This is a genomic window from Pseudomonas sp. VD-NE ins (assembly GCF_031882575.1).
GTDB lineage: Bacteria > Pseudomonadota > Gammaproteobacteria > Pseudomonadales > Pseudomonadaceae > Aquipseudomonas > Aquipseudomonas fluorescens_BZ.
In genome coordinates, this window is record NZ_CP134772.1 from 5,818,726 (window position 1) to 5,844,512 (window position 25,787).

At 59.2% G+C, this 25,787-nt stretch carries 22 protein-coding genes; 9 read left to right on the plus strand and 13 right to left on the minus strand.

Features of this window, described 5'->3' with window-relative positions; translation table 11 throughout:
* Positions 1 to 3: 3 nt before the first annotated feature.
* From rlmH to RMV17_RS25980, 4 genes are all read right to left on the minus strand, one after another.
* Positions 4 to 471, minus strand: a complete 468-nt coding sequence (gene rlmH / locus RMV17_RS25965; protein ID WP_003185785.1) for a 23S rRNA (pseudouridine(1915)-N(3))-methyltransferase RlmH — start codon at positions 469 to 471, stop codon at positions 4 to 6.
* A gap of 9 nt (positions 472 to 480) precedes the next feature.
* The gene (gene rsfS, locus RMV17_RS25970; protein WP_016986117.1) at positions 481 to 975 is read right to left on the minus strand and encodes a ribosome silencing factor; all 495 of its coding nucleotides are present in this window, start codon (positions 973 to 975) and stop codon (positions 481 to 483) included.
* Positions 976 to 1,047: 72 nt separating this feature from the next.
* Positions 1,048 to 1,770 carry a nicotinate-nucleotide adenylyltransferase gene (gene nadD, locus RMV17_RS25975; protein WP_311883603.1) on the minus strand — a complete coding sequence of 241 codons (723 nt, stop codon included), beginning with the start codon at positions 1,768 to 1,770 and terminating at the stop codon, positions 1,048 to 1,050.
* Positions 1,739 to 3,010, minus strand: coding sequence for a glutamate-5-semialdehyde dehydrogenase (locus tag RMV17_RS25980; protein WP_311883605.1), 1,272 nt, complete (start codon positions 3,008 to 3,010; stop codon positions 1,739 to 1,741). Before RMV17_RS25980 ends, nadD begins: the two co-directional genes overlap by 32 nt.
* A 177-nt stretch (positions 3,011 to 3,187) precedes the next feature.
* Between RMV17_RS25980 and RMV17_RS25985 the strand changes: the two genes are divergently transcribed.
* From RMV17_RS25985 to RMV17_RS26005, 5 genes are all read left to right on the plus strand, one after another.
* Entirely contained in the window at positions 3,188 to 3,883 is a 696-nt protein-coding gene (locus RMV17_RS25985) for a DNA-3-methyladenine glycosylase (protein ID WP_034153764.1), read from the plus strand.
* A gap of 126 nt (positions 3,884 to 4,009) precedes the next feature.
* Entirely contained in the window at positions 4,010 to 5,326 is a 1,317-nt protein-coding gene (locus RMV17_RS25990; protein ID WP_034153763.1) for a bifunctional DedA family/phosphatase PAP2 family protein, read from the plus strand.
* A 498-nt stretch (positions 5,327 to 5,824) separates the two neighbouring features.
* A complete protein-coding gene (locus tag RMV17_RS25995; protein WP_311883608.1) occupies positions 5,825 to 7,702 on the plus strand; it encodes a hypothetical protein in 1,878 nt (625 codons plus the stop codon).
* A gap of 53 nt (positions 7,703 to 7,755) precedes the next feature.
* Complete coding sequence (locus RMV17_RS26000; protein WP_311883610.1) at positions 7,756 to 11,235, plus strand: calcium-binding protein; 3,480 nt, start codon at positions 7,756 to 7,758, stop codon at positions 11,233 to 11,235.
* Positions 11,236 to 11,529: 294 nt separating this feature from the next.
* Positions 11,530 to 13,272 carry a hypothetical protein gene (locus RMV17_RS26005; protein ID WP_311883612.1) on the plus strand — a complete coding sequence of 581 codons (1,743 nt, stop codon included), beginning with the start codon at positions 11,530 to 11,532 and terminating at the stop codon, positions 13,270 to 13,272.
* Positions 13,273 to 13,319: 47 nt separating this feature from the next.
* Here the strand turns inward: RMV17_RS26005 and RMV17_RS26010 are convergent, their stop codons facing one another.
* The 5 genes from RMV17_RS26010 to RMV17_RS26030 all read right to left on the minus strand — a co-directional run bounded on the left by RMV17_RS26010 (position 13,320) and on the right by RMV17_RS26030 (position 15,972).
* Positions 13,320 to 13,880, minus strand: a complete 561-nt coding sequence (locus RMV17_RS26010) for a hypothetical protein (RefSeq protein WP_311883614.1) — start codon at positions 13,878 to 13,880, stop codon at positions 13,320 to 13,322.
* Between the two features lie 67 nt (positions 13,881 to 13,947).
* Entirely contained in the window at positions 13,948 to 14,202 is a 255-nt protein-coding gene (locus tag RMV17_RS26015) for a hypothetical protein (protein ID WP_311883615.1), read from the minus strand.
* Between the two features lie 90 nt (positions 14,203 to 14,292).
* The gene (locus RMV17_RS26020) at positions 14,293 to 14,883 is read right to left on the minus strand and encodes an LON peptidase substrate-binding domain-containing protein (RefSeq protein ID WP_034153758.1); all 591 of its coding nucleotides are present in this window, start codon (positions 14,881 to 14,883) and stop codon (positions 14,293 to 14,295) included.
* A gap of 10 nt (positions 14,884 to 14,893) precedes the next feature.
* On the minus strand, positions 14,894 to 15,610 hold the full coding sequence (locus RMV17_RS26025; protein WP_311883617.1) for an LrgB family protein: 717 nt from the start codon (positions 15,608 to 15,610) through the stop codon (positions 14,894 to 14,896).
* Positions 15,610 to 15,972 (minus strand): CidA/LrgA family protein, encoded by a 363-nt coding sequence (locus RMV17_RS26030; protein ID WP_108226260.1) that lies wholly within the window; start codon positions 15,970 to 15,972, stop codon positions 15,610 to 15,612. Before RMV17_RS26030 ends, RMV17_RS26025 begins: the two co-directional genes overlap by 1 nt.
* Positions 15,973 to 16,166: 194 nt before the next feature.
* Between RMV17_RS26030 and RMV17_RS26035 the strand changes: the two genes are divergently transcribed.
* The 3 genes from RMV17_RS26035 (at position 16,167) to RMV17_RS26045 (ending at position 19,131) form a co-directional block, all read left to right on the plus strand.
* Positions 16,167 to 16,622 carry a MaoC family dehydratase gene (locus RMV17_RS26035; protein WP_034153755.1) on the plus strand — a complete coding sequence of 152 codons (456 nt, stop codon included), beginning with the start codon at positions 16,167 to 16,169 and terminating at the stop codon, positions 16,620 to 16,622.
* A gap of 112 nt (positions 16,623 to 16,734) precedes the next feature.
* Positions 16,735 to 18,462, plus strand: a complete 1,728-nt coding sequence (locus RMV17_RS26040) for a C13 family peptidase (RefSeq protein ID WP_108226261.1) — start codon at positions 16,735 to 16,737, stop codon at positions 18,460 to 18,462.
* A 27-nt stretch (positions 18,463 to 18,489) separates the two neighbouring features.
* Positions 18,490 to 19,131: an oxidoreductase gene (locus RMV17_RS26045; RefSeq protein ID WP_108226262.1), complete on the plus strand. Its 642-nt coding sequence runs from the start codon at positions 18,490 to 18,492 to the stop codon at positions 19,129 to 19,131.
* Positions 19,132 to 19,258: 127 nt separating this feature from the next.
* Here RMV17_RS26045 and RMV17_RS26050 read toward each other — a convergent pair whose 3' ends face one another.
* The 4 genes from RMV17_RS26050 to RMV17_RS26065 all read right to left on the minus strand — a co-directional run bounded on the left by RMV17_RS26050 (position 19,259) and on the right by RMV17_RS26065 (position 23,914).
* Positions 19,259 to 19,543: a YceK/YidQ family lipoprotein gene (locus tag RMV17_RS26050; RefSeq protein WP_311883623.1), complete on the minus strand. Its 285-nt coding sequence runs from the start codon at positions 19,541 to 19,543 to the stop codon at positions 19,259 to 19,261.
* Positions 19,536 to 20,183, minus strand: coding sequence for a flavin prenyltransferase UbiX (gene ubiX / locus RMV17_RS26055; RefSeq protein ID WP_053124202.1), 648 nt, complete (start codon positions 20,181 to 20,183; stop codon positions 19,536 to 19,538). Before ubiX ends, RMV17_RS26050 begins: the two co-directional genes overlap by 8 nt.
* Positions 20,180 to 21,529, minus strand: coding sequence for a UDP-N-acetylmuramate:L-alanyl-gamma-D-glutamyl-meso-diaminopimelate ligase (gene mpl / locus RMV17_RS26060; RefSeq protein WP_007909560.1), 1,350 nt, complete (start codon positions 21,527 to 21,529; stop codon positions 20,180 to 20,182). Before mpl ends, ubiX begins: the two co-directional genes overlap by 4 nt.
* Before the next feature lie 471 nt (positions 21,530 to 22,000).
* A complete protein-coding gene (locus RMV17_RS26065) occupies positions 22,001 to 23,914 on the minus strand; it encodes a sigma-54-dependent Fis family transcriptional regulator (RefSeq protein WP_311883629.1) in 1,914 nt (637 codons plus the stop codon).
* A gap of 301 nt (positions 23,915 to 24,215) precedes the next feature.
* Here RMV17_RS26065 and RMV17_RS26070 point away from each other — a divergent pair, with 301 nt between their 5' ends.
* Positions 24,216 to 25,736, plus strand: coding sequence for an aldehyde dehydrogenase family protein (locus tag RMV17_RS26070; protein ID WP_034153748.1), 1,521 nt, complete (start codon positions 24,216 to 24,218; stop codon positions 25,734 to 25,736).
* Positions 25,737 to 25,787 lie beyond the last annotated feature (51 nt).

Sequence of the window (25,787 nt, forward strand, 5' to 3'; positions counted from 1 at the left end):
GGATTACTTGTGGTAAGGGTGACCGGACAGCACAGTCCAGGCACGATACAACTGTTCACCGATCAGTATCCGCACCAGCGGGTGCGGCAACGTCAGCGGCGACAACGACCAGCGCTGATCGGCACGGGCGCAGACTTCAGGCGCCAGCCCTTCCGGGCCACCGACCATGAAATTGACCGTGCGCGAATCCAGCCGCCAACGGTCGAGTTCGACCGCCAGCTGCTCGGTGCTCCAGGGTTTGCCGTGGACTTCCAGCGTGACGATCCGCTCGTTCGGCCCGACCTTGGCCAGCATGGCTTCGCCTTCCTGGCGGATGAAACGGGCCACGTCGGCATTCTTGCCACGGGTATTGAGCGGTATTTCCACCAGTTCCAGCGCCAGCTCGGACGGAAGACGCTTGGCATATTCATGCCAGCCTTCTTCCACCCACTTGGGCATGCGTGAACCGACGGCGATCAGGCGCAGTCGCACAGCAATCCCTTACAGCTGGTCTTTGTTGAGCTTGGTGAAATGCTCGTGGGTGTTTTCCGGACTGTGGTGCTTGGCATCGGCCGCACGGCTCTGCTCGGCACCGGCCCACAGACGCTCCAGGTCGTAGAACTGACGTGCCGAGGCGGTCATCATGTGCACGATCACCAGGTCCAGGTCGAGCAGCACCCAGTCGCTGTCGCCCTTGCCTTCTTCGCCCAGCGGCTTGGCGCCCTGCTTTTTGACTTCTTCACGAACCTTGTCGAGCATCGCGTTGATCTGGCGGTTGGAAGTACCGGTGGCAATGATCATGTAGTCAGTGATGCTCTGCTTGTCGCGAACATCGATGATCTGGATGTCTTGTGCCTTGACGTCTTCCAGTGCGGCCACAGCCAGTTTGACCAGTTCGTCGCCCTTCAGCGGCTCGTTGGTGTTGACCGGCTCAGGCAGCGGGGCGCTCTTGAATGTGCCTTTGCGCTTTACTTTGGTTTGGTCTTTGTCAGTCATATAAAACTCGTTTTGCTCATATATTCGGCGGCTTGGCGATACGTGGATTCGTATCAGTGAAGCACGCCTTGCTCAGTTCGACGCACGGTACAGACCGTGCGCATCGATGTAGGCCAGGACCGCGTCGGGCACCAGGAAACGTACCGACTTACCGCTGGCCAGCAGTTGACGGATCTGGGTGGCGGAAACCGCGAGCGGTGTCTGCCAGACGAATGCAATCTGTCCGCTCGGCCCTTTCAGGGCCAGCGGGTCGCTCACCGAACGCGCTGCCAGCAGGTTGCGCAAGGCATCCGGCGGTTCGCTGTCGGCGTCCGGGCGCTGTAGCACCAGGATGTGGCAATGCTGGAGCAACTCTTCCCAGCGATGCCAAGTGGGCAGGCCGCAAAATGCGTCCCAGCCCAAAAGCAGAAAAACCTGGGTCTCGGCGGGCATTTCAGCGCGCATCGACTCCAGGGTATCAATGGTCCAGGACGGCTTGTCCCGCTGCAATTCGCGGGCGTCCACCACCAGCGGCGGCATTCCGGCCACCGCACACTCGACCATCGCCAGCCGATCCTGCGCCGACACCTGCGGCGTACCGCGATGTGGCGGGCGCGCGTTCGGCATCAGGCGCAACTCGTCGAGCGCCAGCGCTTCGGCAACTTCCAGCCCACCACGCAAATGGCCGATGTGCACCGGGTCGAACGTGCCGCCCAATACGCCGATGCGTCGGGGGCGGGACTCGCTGCCGGTTTGCGGCGCTGTCAGGTCGAGGTCGGTCAAGTCAGACCGTCGCCTGGCCGCGTAACTGGCCATCACCGACCACGATGTACTTCTCGCAGGTCAGCCCTTCGAGACCCACCGGGCCGCGGGCGTGCAGCTTATCAGTAGAAATGCCGATCTCGGCACCCAATCCGTATTCAAATCCATCGGCGAAGCAGGTCGGGGTATTGATCATCACCGACGCCGAGTCGACTTCCGCGACAAACCGACGGGTGTCGGCGAGGTGTTCGCTGACGATCGAGTCGGTGTGATGGGAGCCGTAATGGTTGATGTGTTCAATCGCCTGATCCAGACCGTCGACCACACGGATCGACAGAATCGGTGCCAGGTATTCGGTGTTCCAGTCTTCTTCGCTGGCAGCAACGGCTTCAATGATCGCCCGGGTGCGCTCGCAACCACGCAGCTCGACGCCTTTTTCGCGGAACTGCGCCGCCATCGCCGGCAGGAAATCTTTCGCAACCGCTTGATCGACCAGCAAGGTCTCCATCGCACCGCAGATGCCGTAGCGATAAGTCTTGGCATTGAACGCGATGCGCTGGGCCTTGGGCAGATCGGCGTGGGCACTGACGTAGACGTGGCAAATGCCGTCCAGATGCTTGATCACCGGCACACGGGCATCGCGACTGATGCGCTCGATCAGGCCACGACCACCGCGCGGCACGATCACGTCGACGTACTCGGGCATGGTGATCATCGCGCCCACGGCGGCACGGTCGGTGGTTTCGACCACTTGCACCACGGCGGCGGGCAACTCGGCCTCGGCCAGACCGCGTTGAATGCACGCGGCAATCGCCCGGTTGGAATGAATCGCTTCAGAGCCACCGCGCAGGATGGTCGCGTTGCCGGACTTCAGGCACAGGCTCGCAGCATCGATGGTCACGTTGGGACGGGACTCGTAGATGATCCCGATCACGCCCAGCGGCACACGCATCTTGCCGACCTGAATCCCCGACGGACGGAAGCTCATGTCACGGATTGCACCGACCGGATCCGGCAGCGCGGCGACCTGACGCAAACCGACGATCATGCCGTCGATGCGTGCCGGGGTCAGTTCCAGACGTTCCAGCAAAGCGGGTTCCAGACCATTGGCGCGACCGGCGGCCAAATCCTGTTCATTGGCTGCAGCAAGCTCGGCACGCGCGGCGTCGAGGGCATTGGCAGCAGCCTGCAAGGCGCGGTTTTTCTGCGCGGTGCTGGCACGGCCGATGACCCGGGAGGCTTCGCGGGCGGCGCGACCCAATCGGGTCATGTAGTCAAGAACGGACTCAGTCATGGTCTGCTGGGGTCTTGGCAAAGAGGAAAGCGGCAGATTATAGCTGTCGCGTCCCGGGACTAACAGCGGTGACGGGCGGATGGTCGAAATGAACGCTGATTCGCCGGCATTCAGGCCCAATTAAGCCGGGCGTTGTTATCATCACGACCTCCTGAGCCTGGATAAACCTTGCCTGCCATGTCCAACCTGACCGTTCGCAACCGCACCGAACGCCTGCCGCTGGGGCTGCCGGACGCCTTTTTCGACCGAGATGCGCAAGTGCTGGCGCAGGATCTGCTCGGCAAAGTCATTCGTCACCGGGTCGGCGATCTGTGGCTGAGCGCGCGAATCATTGAAACCGAAGCTTATTACTGCGCAGAAAAGGGCAGCCACGCCTCGTTGGGCTACACAGAAAAGCGTAAGGCTTTGTTTCTGGACGGCGGCCACATCTATATGTATTACGCCCGTGGCGGTGACTCGCTGAACTTCAGCGCGCAGGGCCCGGGCAATGCGGTATTGATCAAATCCGCCTATCCATGGGTCGATGAAATCAGCGGGCCGGCGAGTCTGGCGCAAATGCTGTTGAACAACCCTGACGCGCAGGGGCGTGCACGCCCGTCGCAAAAACTCTGCGCCGGGCAAACCCTGCTGTGCAAAGCGCTAGGGCTGAAAGTGCCAGTGTGGGACGCCAAGCGTTTCGATCATGAAGTCCTTTTGGTCGAAGACACCGGGCCTGCGCCCTCGCACATCATTCAGACCACACGTTTGGGCATTCCCCATGGCCGAGACGAACACTTGATGTACCGCTTCGTCGATGCGACTTACGCGCAATGGTGCACGCGGAACCCGCTGCGACGCGGTCAGGTCGAAGGCCGGGATTATTTTCTGCTGTAAACACACACTCATGTAGGAGCTGCCGAAGGCTGCGATCTTTTGATCTTGCTTTCAGGATCAAGATCAAAAGATCGCAGCCTTCGGCAGCTCCTACAGGAGGCCATTAATGATTTGGAGTTTTTCTGTATGGGCCCATGGCTCGATAGCGTGACCGGGTGGCTGGCGGCCAATCCACAATGGCTGGCTGCTGCGGTGTTCATTGTTGCTATGGTGGAATGCCTGGCGATTGCCGGTTTGATCGTGCCGGGCACCGTGCTGCTCTTTGCCATCGCCGTTCTGGCCGGCAGCGGCGCCCTGTCGCTGAGCGAAACGCTGTTGCTGGGTTTTCTCGGCGGGATTCTCGGCGACGCCGTTTCATATTTCCTCGGTCGCCACTTCCACCAGAACATTCGGCGCCTGCCGGGGCTGCGTCATCATCCGGAATGGATGGCCGGCGCCGAGTCCTACTTCCAGCGCTACGGCATCGCCAGCCTGCTGGTGGGGCGTTTCATTGGTCCATTGCGGCCGATGCTGCCCATGGTCGCCGGTATGTGCGACATGCCGTTCCCGCGTTTCGCCGCTGTCAGCCTGCTGGCCGCCGCCGGCTGGAGTTTGGCCTATCTGCTGCCGGGCTGGGCCACCGGCGCGGCATTCCGCCTGCCATTGCCTGAAGGGTTCTGGCTGCAAGCCGGGATTGTCGCCGGCAGCATCGCCGTGATGGTCGGCCTCAGCGTGAACAGCAGTTTGCGTCGCCACCGTCGTGCGACGATCTGGATCAGCAGCATGAGCCTGTTGATTCTGATTGGCCTGTTCATCGGCTATCCGTACCTGACAGCACTCGATCAAGGCGTGATGACCCTGGTGCAGGAACATCGCCAGCCGATGCTGGATGAAATTGCAGTCACGCTGACCCTGATCGGCGAGTTCCGCAACATGCTGCTGTTCAGCGTCCTGCTGACGGGTCTGTTGCTGCTGTGCCGGCAATGGCGACACGCAATCTTCGTCGGCGGCACGCTGTTGGTGACCGCGCTGGCCAACACCGGGACCAAATACTTCTTCGCCCGGGTGCGTCCGGAAGTGCTGACCGATCCTCTGACCACTTACAGCATGCCCAGCGGCCATGCTTCAGGTTCGTTTGCGCTGTTTCTGACGCTGGCGGTGCTGGCCGGCCGTGGTCAGCCACCACGCATGCGCCTGACCTGGCTGCTGATCGCGTGTATTCCGGCCCTCTCCATCGCGCTTTCGCGGGTCTATCTGGGCGCTCACTGGCCAACCGACGTGTTGGCAGGCGCCATGCTCGCTGCCTGTGTCTGCGCAGCCGCCCTGTGGCTGAGTCAGCGCAAAACCCCGCTCAATCCCATGCCGTTCAAGATCTGGTGGTTGATCTTGCCGGCCATGCTGGCGCTGTTTGGCTTTTTCGTCCTGCGTCATCTGCCGCATACGCTGTTGCGTTACGCTTATTGATTAAAGCAATACGCAAGTCTTATTCCCCTCTCGCTGCTCATTCAGGAAACTTCCGACATGAGCAGCGCTGTTCTCCTATCAGCTTTTACTCATCCACTGCAAAACTTCTTACTTGACCAACTCCATCTCCTTACATATCAAATAAAAAATAACAGAAGTTACACTTTTAAAAAAAACCACAACAACAAACGCTTCCATCACTTTAAAAACCAGTTAGATTAAATCCGGAATACCGGGACGCCTTCGTTATTTAATCATTAAGTCCAGGTTAAACTACTTGTACTTATTTACCTGACAAAAAATCAAACTTACATAGCGAGGGCGTTCAACCCATCAACTGATTTCGAGTCATTCATGAGTCCAAGAATTCCCCGCAAACCGCCGCTGCCCGCAACGCCGAAACCTGATGCAAACCCCACGCCGCCGCGCCCCGTTACAGGAGAGCCTCCGATTCACCGTTTACCGGGTTTCCCGGCAGCCCAGGAGCCAGCTCCCACTGTGACCCCACGTACAACGACGGAGAATGCTCCGGCACCAGCAGTGGTCATTCAACCCATGCCGGTGCCAGGTTTCAGCCGTCGCGCGGGCGACGACTCTCTTGACAATTACTGGCTGCGCGAAGATTTCCTGCGCGGCATGCAACCGGCGGATGAGGAAGGCTTCCGCTGGATCGTCGGTCGCCGATTTGTCAACGTCGAACATGAAGGACGCTTGCATACCACGCATGTCGACCTTGATCCTGCTGGAGTTTACCGATGCAGATTGCTGACGGAGCGAATTCCCTCAGGGCCGATACTTTACAAAAACAAGGACCGGCCAACCTGGCGCATGACCGAACATCCAGTGCCATTGATGCCCTCGACAAAACGCCCCGCGCCTGCCATGAGCACCCCGTCAGCAGCGGCTCCCGTCGCGAAGCAGCCTCGACTGGCCCTGTTCGATACAACGGCTTATAAGCCATCACTGCGTTCGCCGGATTCCCAAGGCTATTACGAACTGGTACCGGCATTCGGATTGAAAGACGACGTCGCGCATTTTGCGTTCCGCAATCAACACGGCAACTGGGCCCCCGTCGATGCCCCTGCCGGTGGCTTCGGCGCACAACCTGCACACTTGCAGCACTGGACCGATTTCGATATCTGGCGGGCGTACGGTCTTCATGGCGAAGATCTCGTGCGTTTTCGTGCCGATGCCCAGGCCAGCGGCAAACGACCGCAGTGGGTGACTCCGCAAGTGGCGGAGAACCCGTATCACGAATTGCTGCACGACACCCTGCGCTGGCTGATACCGGGCGCGAGTCTTTCGCAACGCGAGGCATTTCTGCAGAGCTACAACTTGCTGCCAAGTCAGTTGAGCCGCTTGCAACTGGATATGAAGACCGAACTGAAAATGCCGCTATGGGCGCAAGCGCATAAGCACATGACCGAGGACGTCGCCAATGTGCAGCACCTCGAACAACTGAGCCGGGCGGTTGTTGTGGAACTCAATCTCAAGCGCAATGCCCGGCATGACTGGTACGACCCCGAGACCAGCATGACCCCGCAGGTGCGCGAAGCACTCGTGAGCAAACTCGGCTACCGGCGCAACAAGTACAACTGCTTGTACCGCGACGACGTCCCGGCGTTGTTCCGCGGCGATGAGCGCGGCCCCTTCGAACTCGCCGATGACGCCGTCATGCTGCCGCGATATCACCATGAACCCGGGGCCACTACCCACAAACCGATGAGCGCAACGTTCAGTCTTGAAGAAGGCAAGATGTACGCAAGGGAGCCAGATCCCGAGTACCTGCGTTTCAATCGCCAGACCAACAAATACCCGGGTCGCGAAATGGACGACTCGTCCTCGGACAGTGGCTCCAGTGATACCGAGAGCAACACCTCCTCCGAATGGTCCGAGCCGGCCAGCCCCATCCCGTGGGACCACGATCGCAACTACCGCAGCACCCGAGTCAAACAGAAAGAAATGTTTCTGTATGTGCTCGACACCCGCCGCCTGGAAGTGGTCCCCCATGAAGAAAACATGCTGTTCAATTCCGCGGCTCGCGATACCCCCCCGACCTGGTTTCCCTCCGATGACTACGAAGGACTGATCTCCGTCAGCCGCAGCGGACTGGAGGCCGATCGCATCTGGTTATTGAATTCAGCCCTGACCAAAGCGGTAAAGGTTGATCACCTCAAGGAACTGGCAGGCGCAAGCGCTGAACGCATCGAAGCGGCGACCCATGAAGGGCACTTGAACAAGTTCCAGTACGACCTGTTGATTGACCAGGCCGAGACGGCGGGCAAACCCGTGCTCCGGTTATCCGGCAACGGCAACGAATTTGCCTGGGACATCAACTGGCCCGAGTCGCAAAGGTCGACGACTCAAGACCTGTGACACTCCGGTACGGACACCGGGATAACCAGATTCATCATTAAAGGATTAATGACATGTCAAAACTTATCACTCCGCCTTTTCCAATCGCCAATGTCAGCCCCATTCAGATCACCGCCATCAGCGCCTCAGGCAACCGTCACGCGCCGCAGGCCGGCACACTCAACGGCACCACGCCGCCAGACGACGCTGACGCGCCCTATCGACGCACACTCAAATCCCTCGACAAGCATTTCGGCCCGTTGCGCATCGGCGAAGTAATGACCAGCCGGATTGAACTCCAGGCCTTGGGCGCGACGGTCAATGGCCAGCTCATCAGCCCGGCGAATGCCGGAATGCAACGAGCCGATCAAGCCTTTATCGACGGGCTCAATTTCGACGCAACCAAAGTGCAGGCACGCTTGCAGTCCGTTGAGATTCCCGACAGCGGTGTGGCGGCCATGCTGTTTTATGAAATTGCCTGCAAGCGCTCGATCGATGCCGCGCCGCTGTTCGTTGCGGCTACCGCCCTTGAACCCGGCTGTGCGATGGATCGCCTGAACCATCTGGGCAAGGCTGCGCAAAAGCTGGATATTCACCGGATCGACTCACTGGAAAACGCACCCGGCTGGATCAGCAGAAACGCGAGTTCTCTGATATGTGGTACTGGCGTGGGCATGCAAGCATTCGGCATCTACAGTGGTTACAGGGCCATGATCGATGCGATCAAGAACGGCGACACCCTGGACGCGCTTTTCCAGGGAGGCTCCATCGCGGCCGAGATCGGCTCATTGATTATCGAGCGGGGCCTGACCAAGACCGGCGAAGCGATGCTCAGGAATGGCGGAACCGCGCTGAAGTATTTTCCGCTGACCTCGGTCGGCAAATACCTGAGCCGGGGCGCCGGGATGTTTGCCAGCGCCATCACCCTGCCCTTCGACATTACCGATGCAATCCGTTCGTTCAATGCCGCCGCAGCTGCGAAGGGTAAAGAGGCGCAGGATCACTACGTCAGTGGAGGTTTGAGCGTAGCGAGTGCAGGTCTGAGCCTGGCGCTGGGTATCGCCGCCCTGGCAGGTTTTGGCACGATCGCCGGAGCGGTCGGACTTGTCGCCGCGGGATTGCTCATTGCCGCCTCGTTGATCTACCAGGCTGCCCGAGTCGTGGACGACATCGATGACTACATCGAACTGACCTTTCACGAGCGCATGCGCTCGGGCTGGTTCACCTTCACCAGACAAGAGCTGGACAACGACGTGCTGGAGCGTTTCAAGCTCTCCAAGGGCTATCGAGACCATCAGCAGCAGCTCGAACGGTCGGCCAGGGACATGCTGGAGGGCGCTTATAAACACTCCATCGAACACGTAGTCAACGGCGCCTTCCAGGTTGAATTGAAGCCTGTTGAAGTCTGGCGCTACCAATGGGACGAAAGTGCCGGCGAAAAGCCGTTCAAACTCGACAAACAGGCAGTCATTGTCGATGGCGACGACGTGATTGATGCCAGCAACGGCCTGCCTGCGGGACTCAAACACAAAGTGTCGGTCAGTGCAGGTGACGACAAGGGTATCTACTGGCAACTGGGCGATGGCAATGACCGTGTCATCGGCGTCAGGGACAAACCCAATCTGTTCACCTATCGCAATGATCACAAAGCGCTGACCGGGGGCGAGAAAAGCGATGCGTTTTATCAGGAGATTACCGGGCAAGAGTTGAACCGCGTCACCAAACCGCCCCATCTCAATGTTCTGGATGGCGGCGCAGGTTCCGACACCCTGGCCTTCGAAGGCAGCCGCCCGACCACCGATACGCGCCATATCGGCCACGACATCAATCTGCAGAGCGGCCGATTGGCCCTGCGCGGCCTGGACCCCGCCGTTGGGTCCATCGAGGTCGCGCAACTCACTTCGATCGAAAATGTCTCGACGTTGTCCAAAGGTACCAGCCGGGTCACCGGCAACGACGATGCCAATCGAGTTTTGGCCAATGGCTACGACCGCATCAGCACCGGCGGCGGGGACGACATCATTGCCATCCATGGCTGGGACTGCCGGGTGGAGGGTGGCGCTGGCGTCGATCGTTACTACATCGCCAAAACCAATGCCCGAACAACCATCGTCGAGGACGGTGAACAGCCGAGCCTGATTGAATTCGGCTGGCCGGCGGACGTCATTCAGCGCTGGCAGATCGTCGATACGTCGCTGGTGATCAACTCACTGCGCGGCGAGGACGGCCGCGATCCCGACCATGTCCTGACCATCGAAGACGTCTACCAGTGGATCGACGGCAAACGTCAACTGAAAAACAGTCAGCTGTCGTTCAAGACCCAGGACGGTTACGAACTGCTTGTTCGACTGCCCGAGCAGCCGGAAGACAGCCTCACTCAGGACATCGAACCTGCGGTGACCGTCATCGGCCTGCCACCTCCCGCACCGCAAATCGTCAATGGCGGCATTATCGAAATCGCCGACTCAGGCTTGAAACAGCATTTCGTGTCGCGCACCGAGCGCCGGGTGGAGTTTGTTGCCGAACGCAACAAAACCATGACATCCCGTTCCGTTTACCTTGATTTCAAAGACGCTGAAATTATCCAGACGCTGGTCAGCTATGACGTGCAAGTACGCAAAGGTGTATCGGGCAATACCCATCTGATTTACAAAGACATCAATCTGTCGATCCTGCTGCCCTCCAAAGAGGTGGTGTTCAAAGGCGTTGTCCAGCCCATTGCATCGGCCACGGGGTACACCAGGCGAAACAGCCTGAAAGTCACCACACCCTACCTGCAGCAAGACGTTACCCTGATCACCCAGGACCAGGTTTCATACCGTCTTCAGGTTCCCGCCCTGAACTATGAAGACGATGCCCGGAATCCCGGTCACCGCGAATTCAGAAGCCACAGTTGCCTGAAACAACGCAAAGGCCTCTATCGCTTCGTCAAACCGATAGCCACGGTAAAGCCGCCGATTACTGCGCAGGCCAGCCGCATTACGATCGATGCCGGGCCCCACACCGGCATCTATGTGCTCGAGGGTCAGAGTTCGACATACGATGTCCATCTCGCCAGCAACTCGATCATTCGTCTGTCGACCCCTGGCGCCATAGAGAAAACAGCAGACGCCTCGATCTGGACCCTTTACACCCACACAATGAAAGAAACCGTCACACGCCAGGACCTACAACTGGATGACAGCAGCTTGCGCATCGCCAGTGTCACGATCGAATTGCCCGACATCCCCGACGATGCGCCGGTGGAGTCCATCAGCGTAGTGACTTCGGCCGGCAATATTTACGAGGTCTCACTGCTGTTTGGCGTGTTTCAGCTGTATGTCATCGATGCCCGCGGCTATGCCAGTGTCGAAGCACTGTTGTCCGACATCGACCAGCATCAACAGCAAAACGAACTGGCCGCCAGGGTCCATGTCACGAATATCGGTTTCGCCCCCGGAAAGTCCGGCACGGTGTTTTACAACGTGTTGAGAAAGTACTGGGGTATCGACAGCGATCCGCAAGCGCGAATCAAACCGCAAGACCTGCAGATCCTGCCGGCCGACAAAGCCTGAGCATTGCCCCTGAAAAAAAGCATGCCGCTGTGAGGAGATACCCCCAGCGGCACCGATTCAGCTCAGCCAATGGATGGCTGACTTATCCACATGGAGTGACACCCTATGCGCCAGAAACCGGTCCCTCTGCGACCTTCAAGCCCCTCCGCTGCGCCAGCATCCCCTCCCAGGCCACAGCCGCGACCATCCGAGCCTGATTTCAATCTTCCAGGCACGTTCAGGCCAAGGACTCCTGACTCCCCAGGCCGTAGTGTTGACGCCACGACGAGTGGCGTTGCCCGCCAGGAGGCAACAGTGACGAACAGCGGGATAGCCGATTCCGTGACGCTGCCGCGCAACGCTATCACTTCACCCCTGCAACGCTACGTCGTGCAGGCCGCCGGGAGCCTGTCCGCTCATGATGCAGACGGACTGAGATCCCATAAAGGCCGCAAATATGCCGAAGTGGCAAGCCCTGACGACGCAGACGGAAATCAGACGGTGATGGTCGTCTTCCACGCAACGATGAACGCCTACCGGGCGACCTTATCGACTGAACGCCATCCCTCGGGGCCGCCGCTTTATCGAATCGCCGACAGCAACACCTGGACGCTGAAAAAACCTGTCGAATACCTGGACCCAACGAAATTCACCATCGCTCATCTCGGGGACCCACAAGGCTACTACGGGGTTTTTGAAATCATTGCCTTCAACCGCAATCTTCCTCCTAACCCCACCGGTCTGTTTGCTTTGATTGACGACAAGGGATGGATCAAGGTCGACCCGCTCGCAGCGCGGGGAGATCCGTCTATCCCGATCAAACTGGCACAACGGACCGATCGCGATATCTGGAACAACTACCGTCTGCAGGGCGCAGAGGTGTTGGTCTTTCGCGCCGAGGCAGAGGCGATCGGCAGGGTCCCTGACTGGGCCAGCCGTTTCGATGAACCGGACACTCACAAGTACCTGATGGATTCGCTCACATGGGTGTTCCCGGAAAAATCCATCGCAGAGTGTGAACAACTGCTAAGAAGCTACAACCTGAGCGTCGCCCAGCAAAACCGCCTGCGCCAGGAAATGGAGCCTGGAGGCTTTCCCGAGTGGGCCGAACAACACAAACGACTGACAGAGAATGTCGAGGACGATCAGCGCTTCAAGCATATCGCCGAAGAACTCGACCCCGTCGAATTCAGGGCAGGTGGCCTGAACCGTACGGATGCTTTCCCGCCTGTTCGGCAACGCTACGAGGAAAGTTTCCTGCGAAGCTATCTGGAACATGCAGGCTACAAGCGCAATAAGCACGATTATCTTTACCGAACCGACATCCCGGCCATGTTCCGCGCTGACATGCGTACACCTTTTGAACTGGCTCGGGACAAACGAATGGTGAAATTGAGGGGCAACGAATCCGGATCCACGACCAAATCGGCCTTTAGCGCGACTTTCTATGCGGACAAAGCCTCGGACTACATGATTTTTGATTACTACTCCAATCCTCGGCATTACAACACCCAGGCCAACCGTTATCCGGGGCATGTCTCTGACGGTGAATTGTCGAGCGGAAATCGACACAGTACGGATAACGATTCTGAGACATCGTTTGAAATGGACGACTCGCGTGACTATCCATTGCTGCGGCGCAAACAACGCATGGGCTTCCTTTACGTCATCGACACCCGCGGTATCGAAGTGGTCCCCCGAGACGAAAACATTTACCTGAACGACATGGATTTTGACGGTGACCCACTGGAAGGTCGGATATCAATGCCGACGCGAGGCATCAGTGCAGAAAGAATCTGGCTGGCGAGATCGGATCGGAGCCAGGCCGCGAGAGTCGAGGATATTTTACGGCAGGCCGGTGACAACGCTGAATCGATTGAGAAAGCCACGTGGGCAGGGATCGACGGAAAGTCTGTTTTCGTTTACGGAATCACCGCCTATGACAAATTGATAGATCAAATAGCTCATTCCGGAGGTGTGGTGTTGAAGTTGCCCAAAGGTAGAGAAACCCAGTCCAACGACATAATCTGGCCAGTGGCCGAGCATTACCGAGCCTGACAAAAGGCGCCATTCATTTAATAATGAATGGCGCCTTCCATTAAACGTTACTTGATAACTTCGATGACAAACGTTGCGGGTGTGTTATTGAAGGCGTTATGCCCCGTCAAATTAGGCTCTACGTTGACGAATGTGTTCAAGCCACTGCTCAAATGACGATACAACGGTTCGTCATTCTGCCGGCTGGTCAACTCGAGATAGGCCGGACCGGATTCGATATGGCTGAAGGATGCCTTCGGCACACCAAACGTACTGATTGAAAAATACTGCACGGGAGCACTGGTACTGGCCAACAGGTTATTTGTCTTGTCCTCTATGAATAACCGCGCGCCGTCGAACGCGCCCGCCAGTTCAACGCTGATTGCATATTCCTCACCCTTTGGGACGAACTTAAACCGCACGGGTGCGTCGTCTTCATGGTCAGCCAGGGTTATTAAACTGGACACACGTGAATCTGCCAGCCCCACTTTGGCTTCCAGTTTCTCGCCCATGGTTATCCGCAAGTTGCGCAGGGCCTGTTGCAGGCGTTGTTGATTGAGTACCACTGGCCGGCCATCAAGATAAAGATGCGCCGTGAATGTCTGGTCGTTTATTTTTGCTAAAGACATGGAGTTTCCCATCCATAAACGCCGTGCCGTCGATCAATAACGGCAGGCAACACTGAAAAAGAGAGCGTCAAATGGCGGCCTCGGCCGCTATGATCTTGGCTGTCAAAGACATCCGCGGGACATCACCGACAGGGACTTTTTCAGATTTTCGTTTACGCCGGGCTATCACCATCAGGTCTGCATAGGTTGATGCCGCCTCAATAACACGACTAACGTTATGATCCGTCTCCGCGTGTTTCAAAATATACTTGCCGGCAATGTCGTCCCAAAATTCCCATTCATCTTCATATACAGTCATGTTTTCATCCTTATTCTTATTCAAGTCGCCCGCTTCCTGCGGACAACTTGAAACTAAGACAAAGACAAAATCAAAACAATACTGGCCAGCGCCATCAGTTAATTCAAAGTACAACTAGGCAAACAATTCACCCTGAAGCTCGTCGAGCAACGCCTGAATTGCATCCAGCCGCTGTTGGGGATCGTCGAGTTGCAACAGATCGATCTTGTCTTCTTCAGCGAATGGCAACAGATAGGCCAACTGATTGGCCAGCGATTGCTGACCCAGCGCATCGGTGCCCATGTTCAGCGCCTCCACCATCGGGTGCTCGGCCAAGGCCTTGAGCAGCGCCACAAGGTCAGCGTCTTCGTCCTGCAACGGTTGTTCGGGCTCATCATCCAGCCACTCGATATCGGCGAGAATCAACTGGTCGCGCTGCACCTCGGTACGCAACACCGTGAACCGGCGCCCACCCTGCACTCGTATCCCCAACAAGCCGTTATCCTGCTGCTGGAAATCGGTGATGCGTGCTTCGCAACCGACCAGGGCAAACCCTTCTGGCGCGACGCCGACTTCGTGGCCGTCAAGGATGCACACCACACCGAAACCGCCGCCCTGTTTCATGCAGCGGCCGATCATGTCGAGGTAGCGCGCTTCGAAGATCTGCAAGTCAAGATTGCAGCCGGGAAACAGCACTGTGTTCAGCGGGAAAAGCGGCAGACTCATAGACATTTCCTTACACCACCATCGACACCGCCAACGGCAGGAATACCGCCGTGGCCACGCCCATCAGACTCATTGCCAGCGCCGCAAAAGCGCCGCACTCATCACTTTCCTGCATGGCCACCGCCGTGCCGACCGCATGCGCGGTCATGCCTAGCGCCATGCCGCGCGCTTCGGGGCTGTGCACACCGAGGCGGTTCAACAGCGTCGGACCAAAGATCGCGCCAATCACCCCGGTGATCAGTACGAACACCGCCGCCAGCGCCGCGACACCACCGATCTGCTCGGCGACCAGCATGGCAATCGGCGAGGTCACCGACTTCGGCGCCATGGTCATCAGAATCATGTGCTCGGCACCGAACCACCAGCCCAGCAACACACCCATGCCCGTTGCCACCACTCCGCCTATCACCAGCGTAGTAAAAATCGGCCAGAACAATTGCCGAATACGCCGCAGGTTGAGATACAGCGGCACCGCCAGCGCCACGGTGGCCGGGCCGAGCAGAATGCTGAGGATCTCGGTGCTCTTGCGGTACTCGGCGTAGGTCAGGCCGCAGCCGAGCAGAATGCCAATCACCAACAGCATGGAGACCAGCACCGGTTGCAGAAAGATCCAGCGGGTTTTCTCGAACGCCGCCAGCACCAGTTGATAGGCACCGAGGGTGATGCCGATGCCGAACAGCGGATGATGAATGACCGAAGCCCAGGCGCCTTGCCAATCAAACAGCATCAGGACTCCTCCGACCGGTGCGCGTGACGCTTGACCAGGCGCTGCATCAGCACCCCGGCGAAGGCCATCGACAGGATCAGCGACAGCACCAGTGCGCCGACAATCGCCCAGAAATCGGCGGCAATGTCGCTCGCATAAACCATCACCCCCACCGCCGGCGGCACCAGCAGCAATGGCAGATAACGCAGCAGACTGCCGGCCGCGAGGTTCAACGGCTCGCCGACTTCACCGCGAACGATCAGGAAGACCAGCAACAGCAGCAGACCGATGATCGGCCCCGGCAGCATTGGCAAGAGCAAATGATTGAGCGCGGTGCCGAGCAATTGAAACAGCACCAGCAGGGTCAGGCCACGTAGCAACATCCGACATCTCCGTCTTACTTTTCGCCCAGCAGGGGCTCGGCATTATAAGCACGCCTGCGCTATGGATCGGCATTCGCCAAAAGCATGGTCGGTTGACCGGAGCAAATCGCCATGATGATCTACAGTGGTTCGCAGGGAGGTCAAATCCCCCCACCTGAAAAACTATAAAACCGATGAACCCAAGGAGAGTCTCAATGCCCTATGTTCCAGTTGCAGAGCTCAAAGATTATGTCGGCAAGGAACTCGGACGTTCCGAATGGCTCACCATCGATCAGGAACGCATCAACCTGTTCGCCGAAGCCACCGGTGATTATCAGTTCATTCACGTCGACCCGGTCAAAGCCGCGCAAACGCCTTTCGGCAGCACGATTGCCCACGGTTTCCTGTCGCTGTCGCTGATCCCGAAATTGATGGAAGACATCCTCGTGCTGCCGCAAGGCGTGAAGATGGTCGTCAACTACGGCCTGGACAGCGTGCGTTTCATCCAGCCAGTGAAGGTCAATTCCAAGGTCCGGCTCAAGGTCGATCTGGGCGAAGTGACTGAGAAAAAACCGGGCCAGTGGCTGCTCAAAGCCACCGCGACGCTTGAGATAGAAGGCTCGGACAAACCGGCCTATATCGCCGAGCCGCTGTCGCTCTGCTTCGTCTGATGGTTCTGGATGCGAAGCAGCGCACGCTGTTTCGCGTCAACACTGGTTTTACCGGCTGCATTAGTTCACATAGCTGCGGCATACTCGGTCGCCTAATTGCCCGGATCCCGCTATGCGCTCACTTGCTCGTCTTGCACCCCTTGCCTTGACCCTGATGCTCACCGCTTGCGGCGACGGCGAATCGCTGTTGCCGCCGGATGCGCGCCTGCCCGACGGCGGTCGCTATCGCGGTGAACTGGTCGATGGCTTGCTGCAAGGTCAGGGCCGCGTCGACTACCCCAACGGCAGTTGGTATGCCGGGCAGTTCGATAAGGGCCAGTGGCATGGTCAGGGCGAATGGCATGGCAGCAATGGCGAAGTCTATCGCGGGCAGTTTCAGCAAGGCCTGTTCGACGGTCAGGGCAGCCTGACCACCAACGCCAGCAGTTACACCGGCGGCTTCAAGCAGGGCCGCCGCGAAGGCGAAGGCACCCTGAAAGAAAACGCCATGACCTACCGTGGCGAATTCAAGGCCGACCAATATTCCGGGCTCGGCCGCCTGGAAATGGACGACGGCAGCTCCTATCAAGGCCAGTTCGCCCACGGCAAACCGAACGGTGAGGGTCAGCGCGGCGACTCCAGCGGTAATTCATTCACCGGGCACTTCGTCAACGGTCAGCTGGAAGGCAACGGCACGTTCAACAGCGCTGACGGCGACATCTATGTCGGCGGTTTCAAGAACAACCAATTGCATGGCAAGGGCCGCTACGAAAATGCTGACGGCGATGTCTGGCTCGGCCAGTTCAAGGAAGGCGCGCTGACCGGCAAGGGCGAACTGATCGGCGCCGACGGCAGCCACTACATCGGCGCATTCAGTGACTGGCGCTTCAGCGGGCCGGGCCGTTTGAACCTGTCTGATGGCAGCTTCTATATTGGCGGTTTCGACAACGACAGCTACTCCGGACGCGGCACGCTAGTGCTCACCGATGGCAGCGTGATGAGTGGCACCTGGATCAACGGCCAGCGTGTGCGCGATGCCGACGGCAAGTTGCTGCCCGACACCCTCGAACTCGGCCTGCTCGCTCAGGGCCGCCTGCTCGAAGACGCATTGGCCGCCATCCCCGCTTCGACCCCGGCGGTCGAGTTGTACACCCTGACCCTCGGCGGTGACGGCAAGCAAAGCGTGTTCCTGCGCGAATCCGATTATGTCGCCAACATGCTCAACACGCGCTTCGGCGCCTATGGCCAGATCCGTCTGGTCAACCACCGCGATCACCTCGGCGACCGGCCGATGGCCACCCGCGAAAACCTGCGCCGCGCCGCACAAACCCTCGCCGAGCGCAGCGGCCCGGAAGATCTGCTGTTCATCTACCTGACCAGCCACGGCACCGCCGAGCATGAACTGGTGCTCGACCAGCCGCGCATGGAACTGGCTGACCTGCCCGCCGACGAACTCGCCGCCGTGCTGGCGCCGTTGAAGAATCGCGACAAGATCATCGTGATTTCGTCGTGCTACTCCGGCGGTTTCATCCCGGCGCTGAAAGACGAACGCACGCTGATCATGACCGCCTCGCGCGCGGATCGGGTGTCCTTCGGCTGCTCGGAAGAAGCCAACTTCACCTATTTCGGTGATGCCCTGTTCGCCCAGGCGCTGAACCAGACCGACGATCTGGAGCAGGCCTTCAAACTGGCCAAGGCCACCGTCGCCGAGCGTGAACTGGCGGACAATTTCGAAGCCTCGGAGCCGCAGATCTGGGCACCGAAAACCGTGCTGTCGCACTGGCAACTGCTGCGCAAACAGCAAGCAAGAAAAGCTTTGCAAAGTGCTGCATTGAACGACGGAGCGATAAAGAGCAACTAAGCTGAACAGTATCAAGGGAGAGACACTATGTACTTGACGCCTCAGCACGTATTGCTTGCCGGAGCCACCGGGTTGACCGGTGAACATCTGCTCGACCGTTTGCTCAACGAGCCGACGATTTCTCGCGTGCTCGCCCCTTCGCGTCGGCCACTGGCGGAACATCCGCACCTGGAAAACCCGGTCGGCGATCCGCAGGCGTTTCTGCCGCAACTCAGTGGCCGCATCGATATCGCCTATTGCTGCCTCGGCACCACGATCAAGCAGGCCGGCTCGGAAGCGGCATTTCGCGCGGTGGATCTGGACATGGTGGTGGCGTTCGCCAAACGTGCGCGGGAAATGGGCGCGCGGCATCTGATCGTCATCAGTGCAATTGGCGCCGATCCGAAATCGTCGGTTTTCTATAACCGCGTCAAAGGCGAAATGGAGCAGGCCTTGCGTGCGCAGGACTGGCCGCAACTGACCATTTGCCGACCTTCGCTGTTGTTGGGTGAACGGACAGAACCGCGTCTAGCCGAGCAATTGGCCGGGCCGTTGTCGAAGCTGATCCCGGGTAAATACCGGGGCATCGAAGCGTGCCAATTGGCGCGGGCGATGTGGCGGCTGGCGCTGGAAGAACAGGATGGGGTGCGGGTGATCGAGTCGGATGAACTGCGCAAGCTAGGCAAATAAACTTACGCCGCATGATCGTTCCCACGCTCTGCGTGGGAATGCAGCCATGGACGCTCTGCGTCCCAAAGCGTGACGCAGAGCGTCACCGGAGGCTTTACCACGCAGAGCGTGGGAACGATCTGTCTAACTACAATCCGCCCGTTGCCTGAAACCCCACGCCGATAACCGTCAGCAAGGACAACGGCAACAGCAGCGTATCGAGCAAGGCACTCGCCGGCAGATCCACCCCCGGATAGCCCGGCGCCTCAGCCCCGAACCGATCCATCGCACAACACCCGCCATTCAGCGCATACAAATCCAGCCGCGTCCCGGAGTACACCACCGGCGCACCGGGTTTGGCCGCATCGAGGGTGCGCGCCGTGGCGCACCCGGTCAGCAACAACGCCAACCCGAGCACCAGCAGCTTATTCATCACTGCTCAGATGATGCTCACCCCAGCGCGGCAGCATGTCCTGGGGAATGCCGAGCAGATTGAGAATCCGCGCCACGACGAAATCGATCAGGTCATCGATGGTCTGCGGCTGGTGATAGAAACCCGGCGAGGCCGGCAGAATCGTCACGCCCATGTTCGACAGCTTGAGCATGTGCTCCAGATGAATACTCGAATAGGGCGCTTCGCGCGGCACCAGAATCAATTGGCGACGCTCCTTCAAAGTGACATCGGCGGCGCGTTCGATCAGGTTGTTGCAGGCGCCGGTGGCAATCGCCGACAACGTCCCGGTAGAGCAAGGCACCACGACCATCGCCGCTGGAGCGCCAGACCCCGAGGCCACCGGCGACATCCAGTCTTCCTTGCCGTACACGCGAATCTGCCCGGCGGCAGCTCCGGTGTATTCGGTCAGGAAGGCCTGCATCATTTGCGGCTTGGGCGGCAGCGTGACATCGGTCTCGGTGGCCATGACCAGTTGCGCAGCCTTGGAAATCAGGAAGTGCACTTCGCGATCTTCGCGCACCAAGCAATCGAGCAGACGCAAACCATACTGCGCGCCGGACGCGCCGGTCATCGCCAGTGTGATGCGTTCGGGGCCATTGCCCTGCGAAAAAGTGTTCATTGCAGCGCCTCGGCGAGTTTGCCGTGCAGGCCGCCGAAGCCGCCGTTGCTCATGATCACCACGTGCGTGCCGGGCTGCGCCTGGCTCTTCACGCGTTCAATGATGCCCTCCAGCGAATCGCTGACAATCGACGGCACCGTGCACAGCGCGGCAGTGCCGGCCAGGTCCCAGCCGAGGTTGGCCGGGGCGTACCAGATCACCTGATCGGCATCGACCACGCTGTCCGGCAAACCGTCACGGTGCGCGCCGAGCTTCATCGAGTTGGAGCGCGGTTCGATGATCGCGATCAGTGGCGCATCGCCGATGCGTTTGCGCAGACCGTCGAGGGTGGTGGCGATAGCGGTCGGGTGGTGAGCGAAGTCGTCATAGATGGTGATGCCGCGTACTTCAGCGACTTTCTCCATGCGACGTTTGACGTTCTTGAATGCGCTCAGACCGGCGATGCCCATCGACGGCACCACGCCAACATGCCGCGCCGCCGCCAGAGCAGCCAAGGCGTTGGCGACGTTGTGCTGACCGGTCAGCTCCCACTCGACGGTGCCCTGCGACACGCCTTCGAACATCACTTCGAACGCCGAGCCGTCTTCACTCAGCAGTTTGACCTGCCATTGGCCGCCGGCACCGGTGGTCTGCACCGGGGTCCAGCAGCCCATTTCGATCACACGCTGCAAGGCTGGCTCGGTGGTCGGATGAATGACCAGACCTTCACTCGGAATGGTGCGCACCAAGTGGTGGAATTGCCGCTCGATCGCTGGCAGATCCGGGAAGATGTCGGCGTGATCGAACTCAAGGTTATTCAGGATCGCGGTGCGCGGACGGTAGTGAACGAACTTCGAACGTTTGTCGAAGAAGGCGCTGTCGTACTCGTCGGCCTCGATCACGAAGAACGGTGTACCGCCCAAACGCGCCGATACCGAGAAGTTCTGCGGCACACCACCGATCAGGAAACCCGGGCTCATGCCGGCGTGCTCCAGCACCCAGGCGAGCATGCTGCTGGTGGTGGTTTTGCCGTGAGTGCCAGCTACCGCCAATACCCAGCGACCTTGCAGCACGTGGTCAGCCAGCCACTGCGGGCCGGAGACGTATGGCAGGCCTTTGTTCAGCACATATTCCACCGCCGGGTTGCCGCGCGACATGGCGTTGCCGATCACCACCAGATCCGGTGCCGGATCGAGCTGCGCCGGGTCATAGCCCTGCGTCAGCTGAATGCCTTGGGCTTCAAGCTGCGTGCTCATCGGCGGATAGACGTTGGCGTCGGAACCGGTCACGTGATGGCCCAGCTCTTTGGCCAACACCGCCATCGAGCCCATGAAAGTCCCGCAGATACCCAGAATATGAATGTGCATAGTCGACCTCGTAAAACATGGCCGCAGGTTAGCGTAGGGAGGGGGAAATCGCACTCTTTAGGTGAGGGGCGGGATGGGTGGGCCGTAACATCTCGACTCGACTGCAGACTGCCGCCCTCACCCCAGCCCTCTCCCAGAGGGAGAGGGAGCCGATCTGCGTCGTTTTCAAATCCTGAGTTCGGCTCGATATTTCAGGTCGGCGTAGATCAGTAGATCTGACTCGGCCAGGCCACTTTTCGGCTGGAGAGGGAGCCGATCTACGTTGCTTTCAAATCCGGAGTTCGGCTCGATAACTCATGTCGGCGTAGATCAGTAGATCTGACTCGGCCAGTCCACTTTTCGGCGGGAGAGGGAGCCGATCTCGGTCGCTTTAAAATCCTGAGTTCGGCTCTATAACTCAGGTCGGCGTAGATCAGTAGAGCGACTCGGTCAGTCCCCTCTCCCTCTGGGAGAGGGCTAGGGTGAGGGCCTTCAACTGACTCGCCGCTCAATCCCGTGCTTGCGCAGCTTTCTGTAAAGAGTGTTGCGGCTGACACCCAGTTGCTCAGCGGTGCGAGTCATGTGCCACCTCGTTTGTTCAAGAGCTCCGAGCAAGGCCAACCGCTCGGCATCTTCCAGTGGATGCTCACAAGGCTCCGCTGGTGAAATCGCCGGCCGCCCCTGCCGAATAATTACCGGCAAATCCTCTACCCCGACCCGCCCTTCATCACACAACGCCGCCAGCGTGCGCAGCACATTGCGCAATTGCCGCACATTGCCCGGCCAGTTGAACGCCAGCAACGCCTGACGCGCCGGCTCGTCGATCAGGATCGTTTCACCGCCCGCCTCCTCGGCCAGCAGGAAATCCAGCAACTGCGATTTGTCGCTACGTTCACGCAACGCCGGCAACGCTACCTCCAAACCATTGAGCCGATAGTACAAATCCTCGCGGAAGCTACCGTCGGCGACTCGCTCCAGCAGATTGCGGTGCGTCGCACTGATAATCCGCACGTTGACCGACTCCGGCTCACCGCCAATCGGCACCACTTGCCGATCCTCCAGCACCCGCAACAAACGCGTTTGCAGCGCCAGCGGCATATCGCCGATTTCATCGAGAAACAGCGTGCCGCCATCAGCCTGTTGCAACTTGCCGCGCATGCCGTCCTTGCGCGCGCCGGTGAAACTGCCGCCGCGATAGCCGAACAACTCGCTCTCGATCAGGCTTTCCGGAATGGCCGCGCAGTTGAGCGCGACGAAGGCTTTGTTCGAACGCTGACTGGCCTGGTGCACAGCCTTGGCGAAGGCCTCCTTGCCCGAGCCGGTTTCGCCATTGATCAACAACGGCACGTCCCGCTCGAATACGCGCAAGGCTTTGCGGAAATCGGCCTGCAACGCTTCATCACCGAGGCAGATGCCCGACAGGCGCGGCGCTTCAGCCACGACTGGAGCCGATACCATAGGCAAAGGCTTGCGCGACTCACCGCGTAACACGGCAAACAAATGCCGTCCGTCGCGGGTGCGCAGCGGCCAACTGGCACTGGCATTGGCACTCGCGCGGCCAAGCAATTCATCCAGCGAACAATCGAAAAACGCCTCGACCGGTTTACCCAGCAAGCCGCCACGAATATGCCCGAGCAAATTCAGTGCACTCTGATTGACCGCACTGATCCGCCCTTCCCCATCAAACGCCAGCAAACCTTCGCTGAACAGCCCGACCGATTCGGCCTGCAGATGAAAGCGCAACAACCATTGGTTATCGAAACAGCGCAGGAAGTAGCAGCTCTCGATCATCTTCGCCGAGAGGTTGACCAGCGCCATGGTGTGAAACTGGCTTTGCCGCGAGACGTCATGGCGCGCCGACGACACGTCGAGTACCGCGAGCAGTTCGCCATGCGGGTCGAACACCGGGCTCGCCGAACAGGTCAGGCCGGTGTGGCGCCCACGGAAGTGTTCATCCTGATGAATCGTCAGAGCCTGGCGCTCGACCAGGCAGGTGCCGATGCCGTTGGTGCCTTCGCAGGCTTCGCTCCAGTCGGCCCCCAGCCAGAGCCCGGCGCGTTCGAAGATCTTGCGTTCGGCCGGCGCGGTGACGCAGTTGAGGATCACCCCGCGCGCGTCAGTCAGCAGCACTGCATGGCCGGCGCCGGAGAGTTGTTGATGCAGGCTGCTCATTTCATTGCCGGCGATCTGTAGAACCTGCTGCAGACGTTCGCGGCTTTCCAGTACCCGGCCGTGTTCGAGCACAGTCGGCGCCATGCTCAGCGCCGGGTCGAGGTGATAGTCCTCCAGACAGCGCAGCCACGAACGGGCAATCGACGGATCGGCACCGGGCCCGTGCAGGTGCGGTTTGCCCTGGGTAGCGGTGAGAACCTGTCGGGCATGGCGACTCAAATGGTTGTCGTGCATTTCTTATTGTTCTCCCCGAGGCTCGACGGCCCAATGCTGAGGTGACGCCCAGCATCCTCCAGCCACCGACGCATTGCAATGCTGGCAAGACTGCCCGGTCACTGGCTGTGCCAAAAGCGGTACAAACTGTCACCCGAACTGTACCGAAACCGTCACAGGCAAAATCCACTCGTCCGACAAAAACCTGCCAAGCCCTTGATTTACCTGCCCTGCACGGCGGTGGCCCGACCTTTGCTCTACGCTTATAGCAAGCGCACTTGCGCGTTTCTCTAATAAGTACAAAGCCAAGGAGAACATCATCATGCGTTACGCTCACCCCGGTACTGAAGGCGCCAAAGTCTCGTTCAAAGCCAAGTACGGTAACTACATCGGCGGCGAGTTCGTCGCGCCTGTCAAAGGTCAGTACTTCACCAACACCTCGCCAGTAAATGGCCAACCGATTGCCGAATTTCCCCGCTCCACTGCCGAAGACATCGACAAGGCACTGGACGCCGCTCACGCCGCTGCCGACGCGTGGGGTGCGACCTCCGTGCAGGCGCGCTCGCTGATCCTGCTGAAAATCGCCGACCGCATCGAAGCGAACCTGGAACTGCTGGCGATCACCGAAACCTGGGACAACGGCAAAGCCATCCGCGAAACCCTCAACGCCGACATCCCGCTGGCTGCCGACCATTTCCGCTACTTCGCCGGTTGCCTGCGTGCCCAGGAAGGCAGCGCTGCCGAAATCGACGGCAACACCGTGGCGTACCATATTCATGAACCGCTGGGCGTGGTCGGCCAGATCATCCCGTGGAACTTCCCGATCCTGATGGCTGCGTGGAAACTCGCCCCGGCACTCGCCGCTGGCAACTGCGTGGTACTCAAACCGGCCGAGCAAACCCCGCTGGGCATTACCGTGTTGCTGGAATTGATCGGTGATTTGCTGCCGCCGGGCGTGCTGAACATTGTTCAGGGCTATGGCAAAGAAGCTGGCGAAGCACTGGCGACCAGCAAACGCATCGCCAAGATCGCCTTCACCGGCTCGACCCCGGTCGGCTCGCACATCATGAAGTGCGCGGCCGAGAACATCATTCCATCCACCGTGGAGCTGGGTGGCAAGTCGCCGAACATCTTCTTCGAAGACATCATGCAGGCCGAGCCGACCTTCATTGAGAAAGCCGCTGAAGGTCTGGTGCTGGCGTTCTTCAACCAGGGCGAAGTCTGCACCTGCCCATCGCGTGCGCTGGTGCAGGAATCGATCTACGACGAGTTCATGGCCGTCGTCATGAAGAAAGTCCTGCAAATCAAACGTGGTGATCCGCTGGACACCGACACCATGGTCGGCGCGCAGGCGTCCGAGCAGCAATTCGACAAGATCCTTTCGTACCTGGAAATTGCCAAGGGCGAAGGTGCCGAGCTGCTGACTGGCGGCAAGGTGGAAAAACTCGAGGGCAATCTGTCGACCGGTTATTACATCCAGCCGACCCTGCTCAAGGGCACCAACAAGATGCGCGTGTTCCAGGAAGAAATCTTTGGCCCGGTGGTGAGCATCACCACGTTCAAGGACGAAGCGGAAGCCCTGGCGATTGCCAACGACACCGAGTTCGGCCTCGGCGCCGGTCTGTGGACCCGCGACATCAACCGCGCCTACCGCATGGGCCGGGCGATCAAGGCTGGTCGCGTGTGGACCAACTGCTACCACCTGTACCCGGCGCATGCCGCGTTCGGTGGCTACAAGAAGTCCGGCGTTGGGCGTGAGACGCACAAGATGATGCTCGATCATTATCAGCAGACCAAAAACCTGCTGGTGAGCTACGACATCAATCCGTTGGGCTTCTTCTAGAACCTTCGGGCGACACTGATGCTTGGGTGTCGCCCTCCAAACAGCTATCGC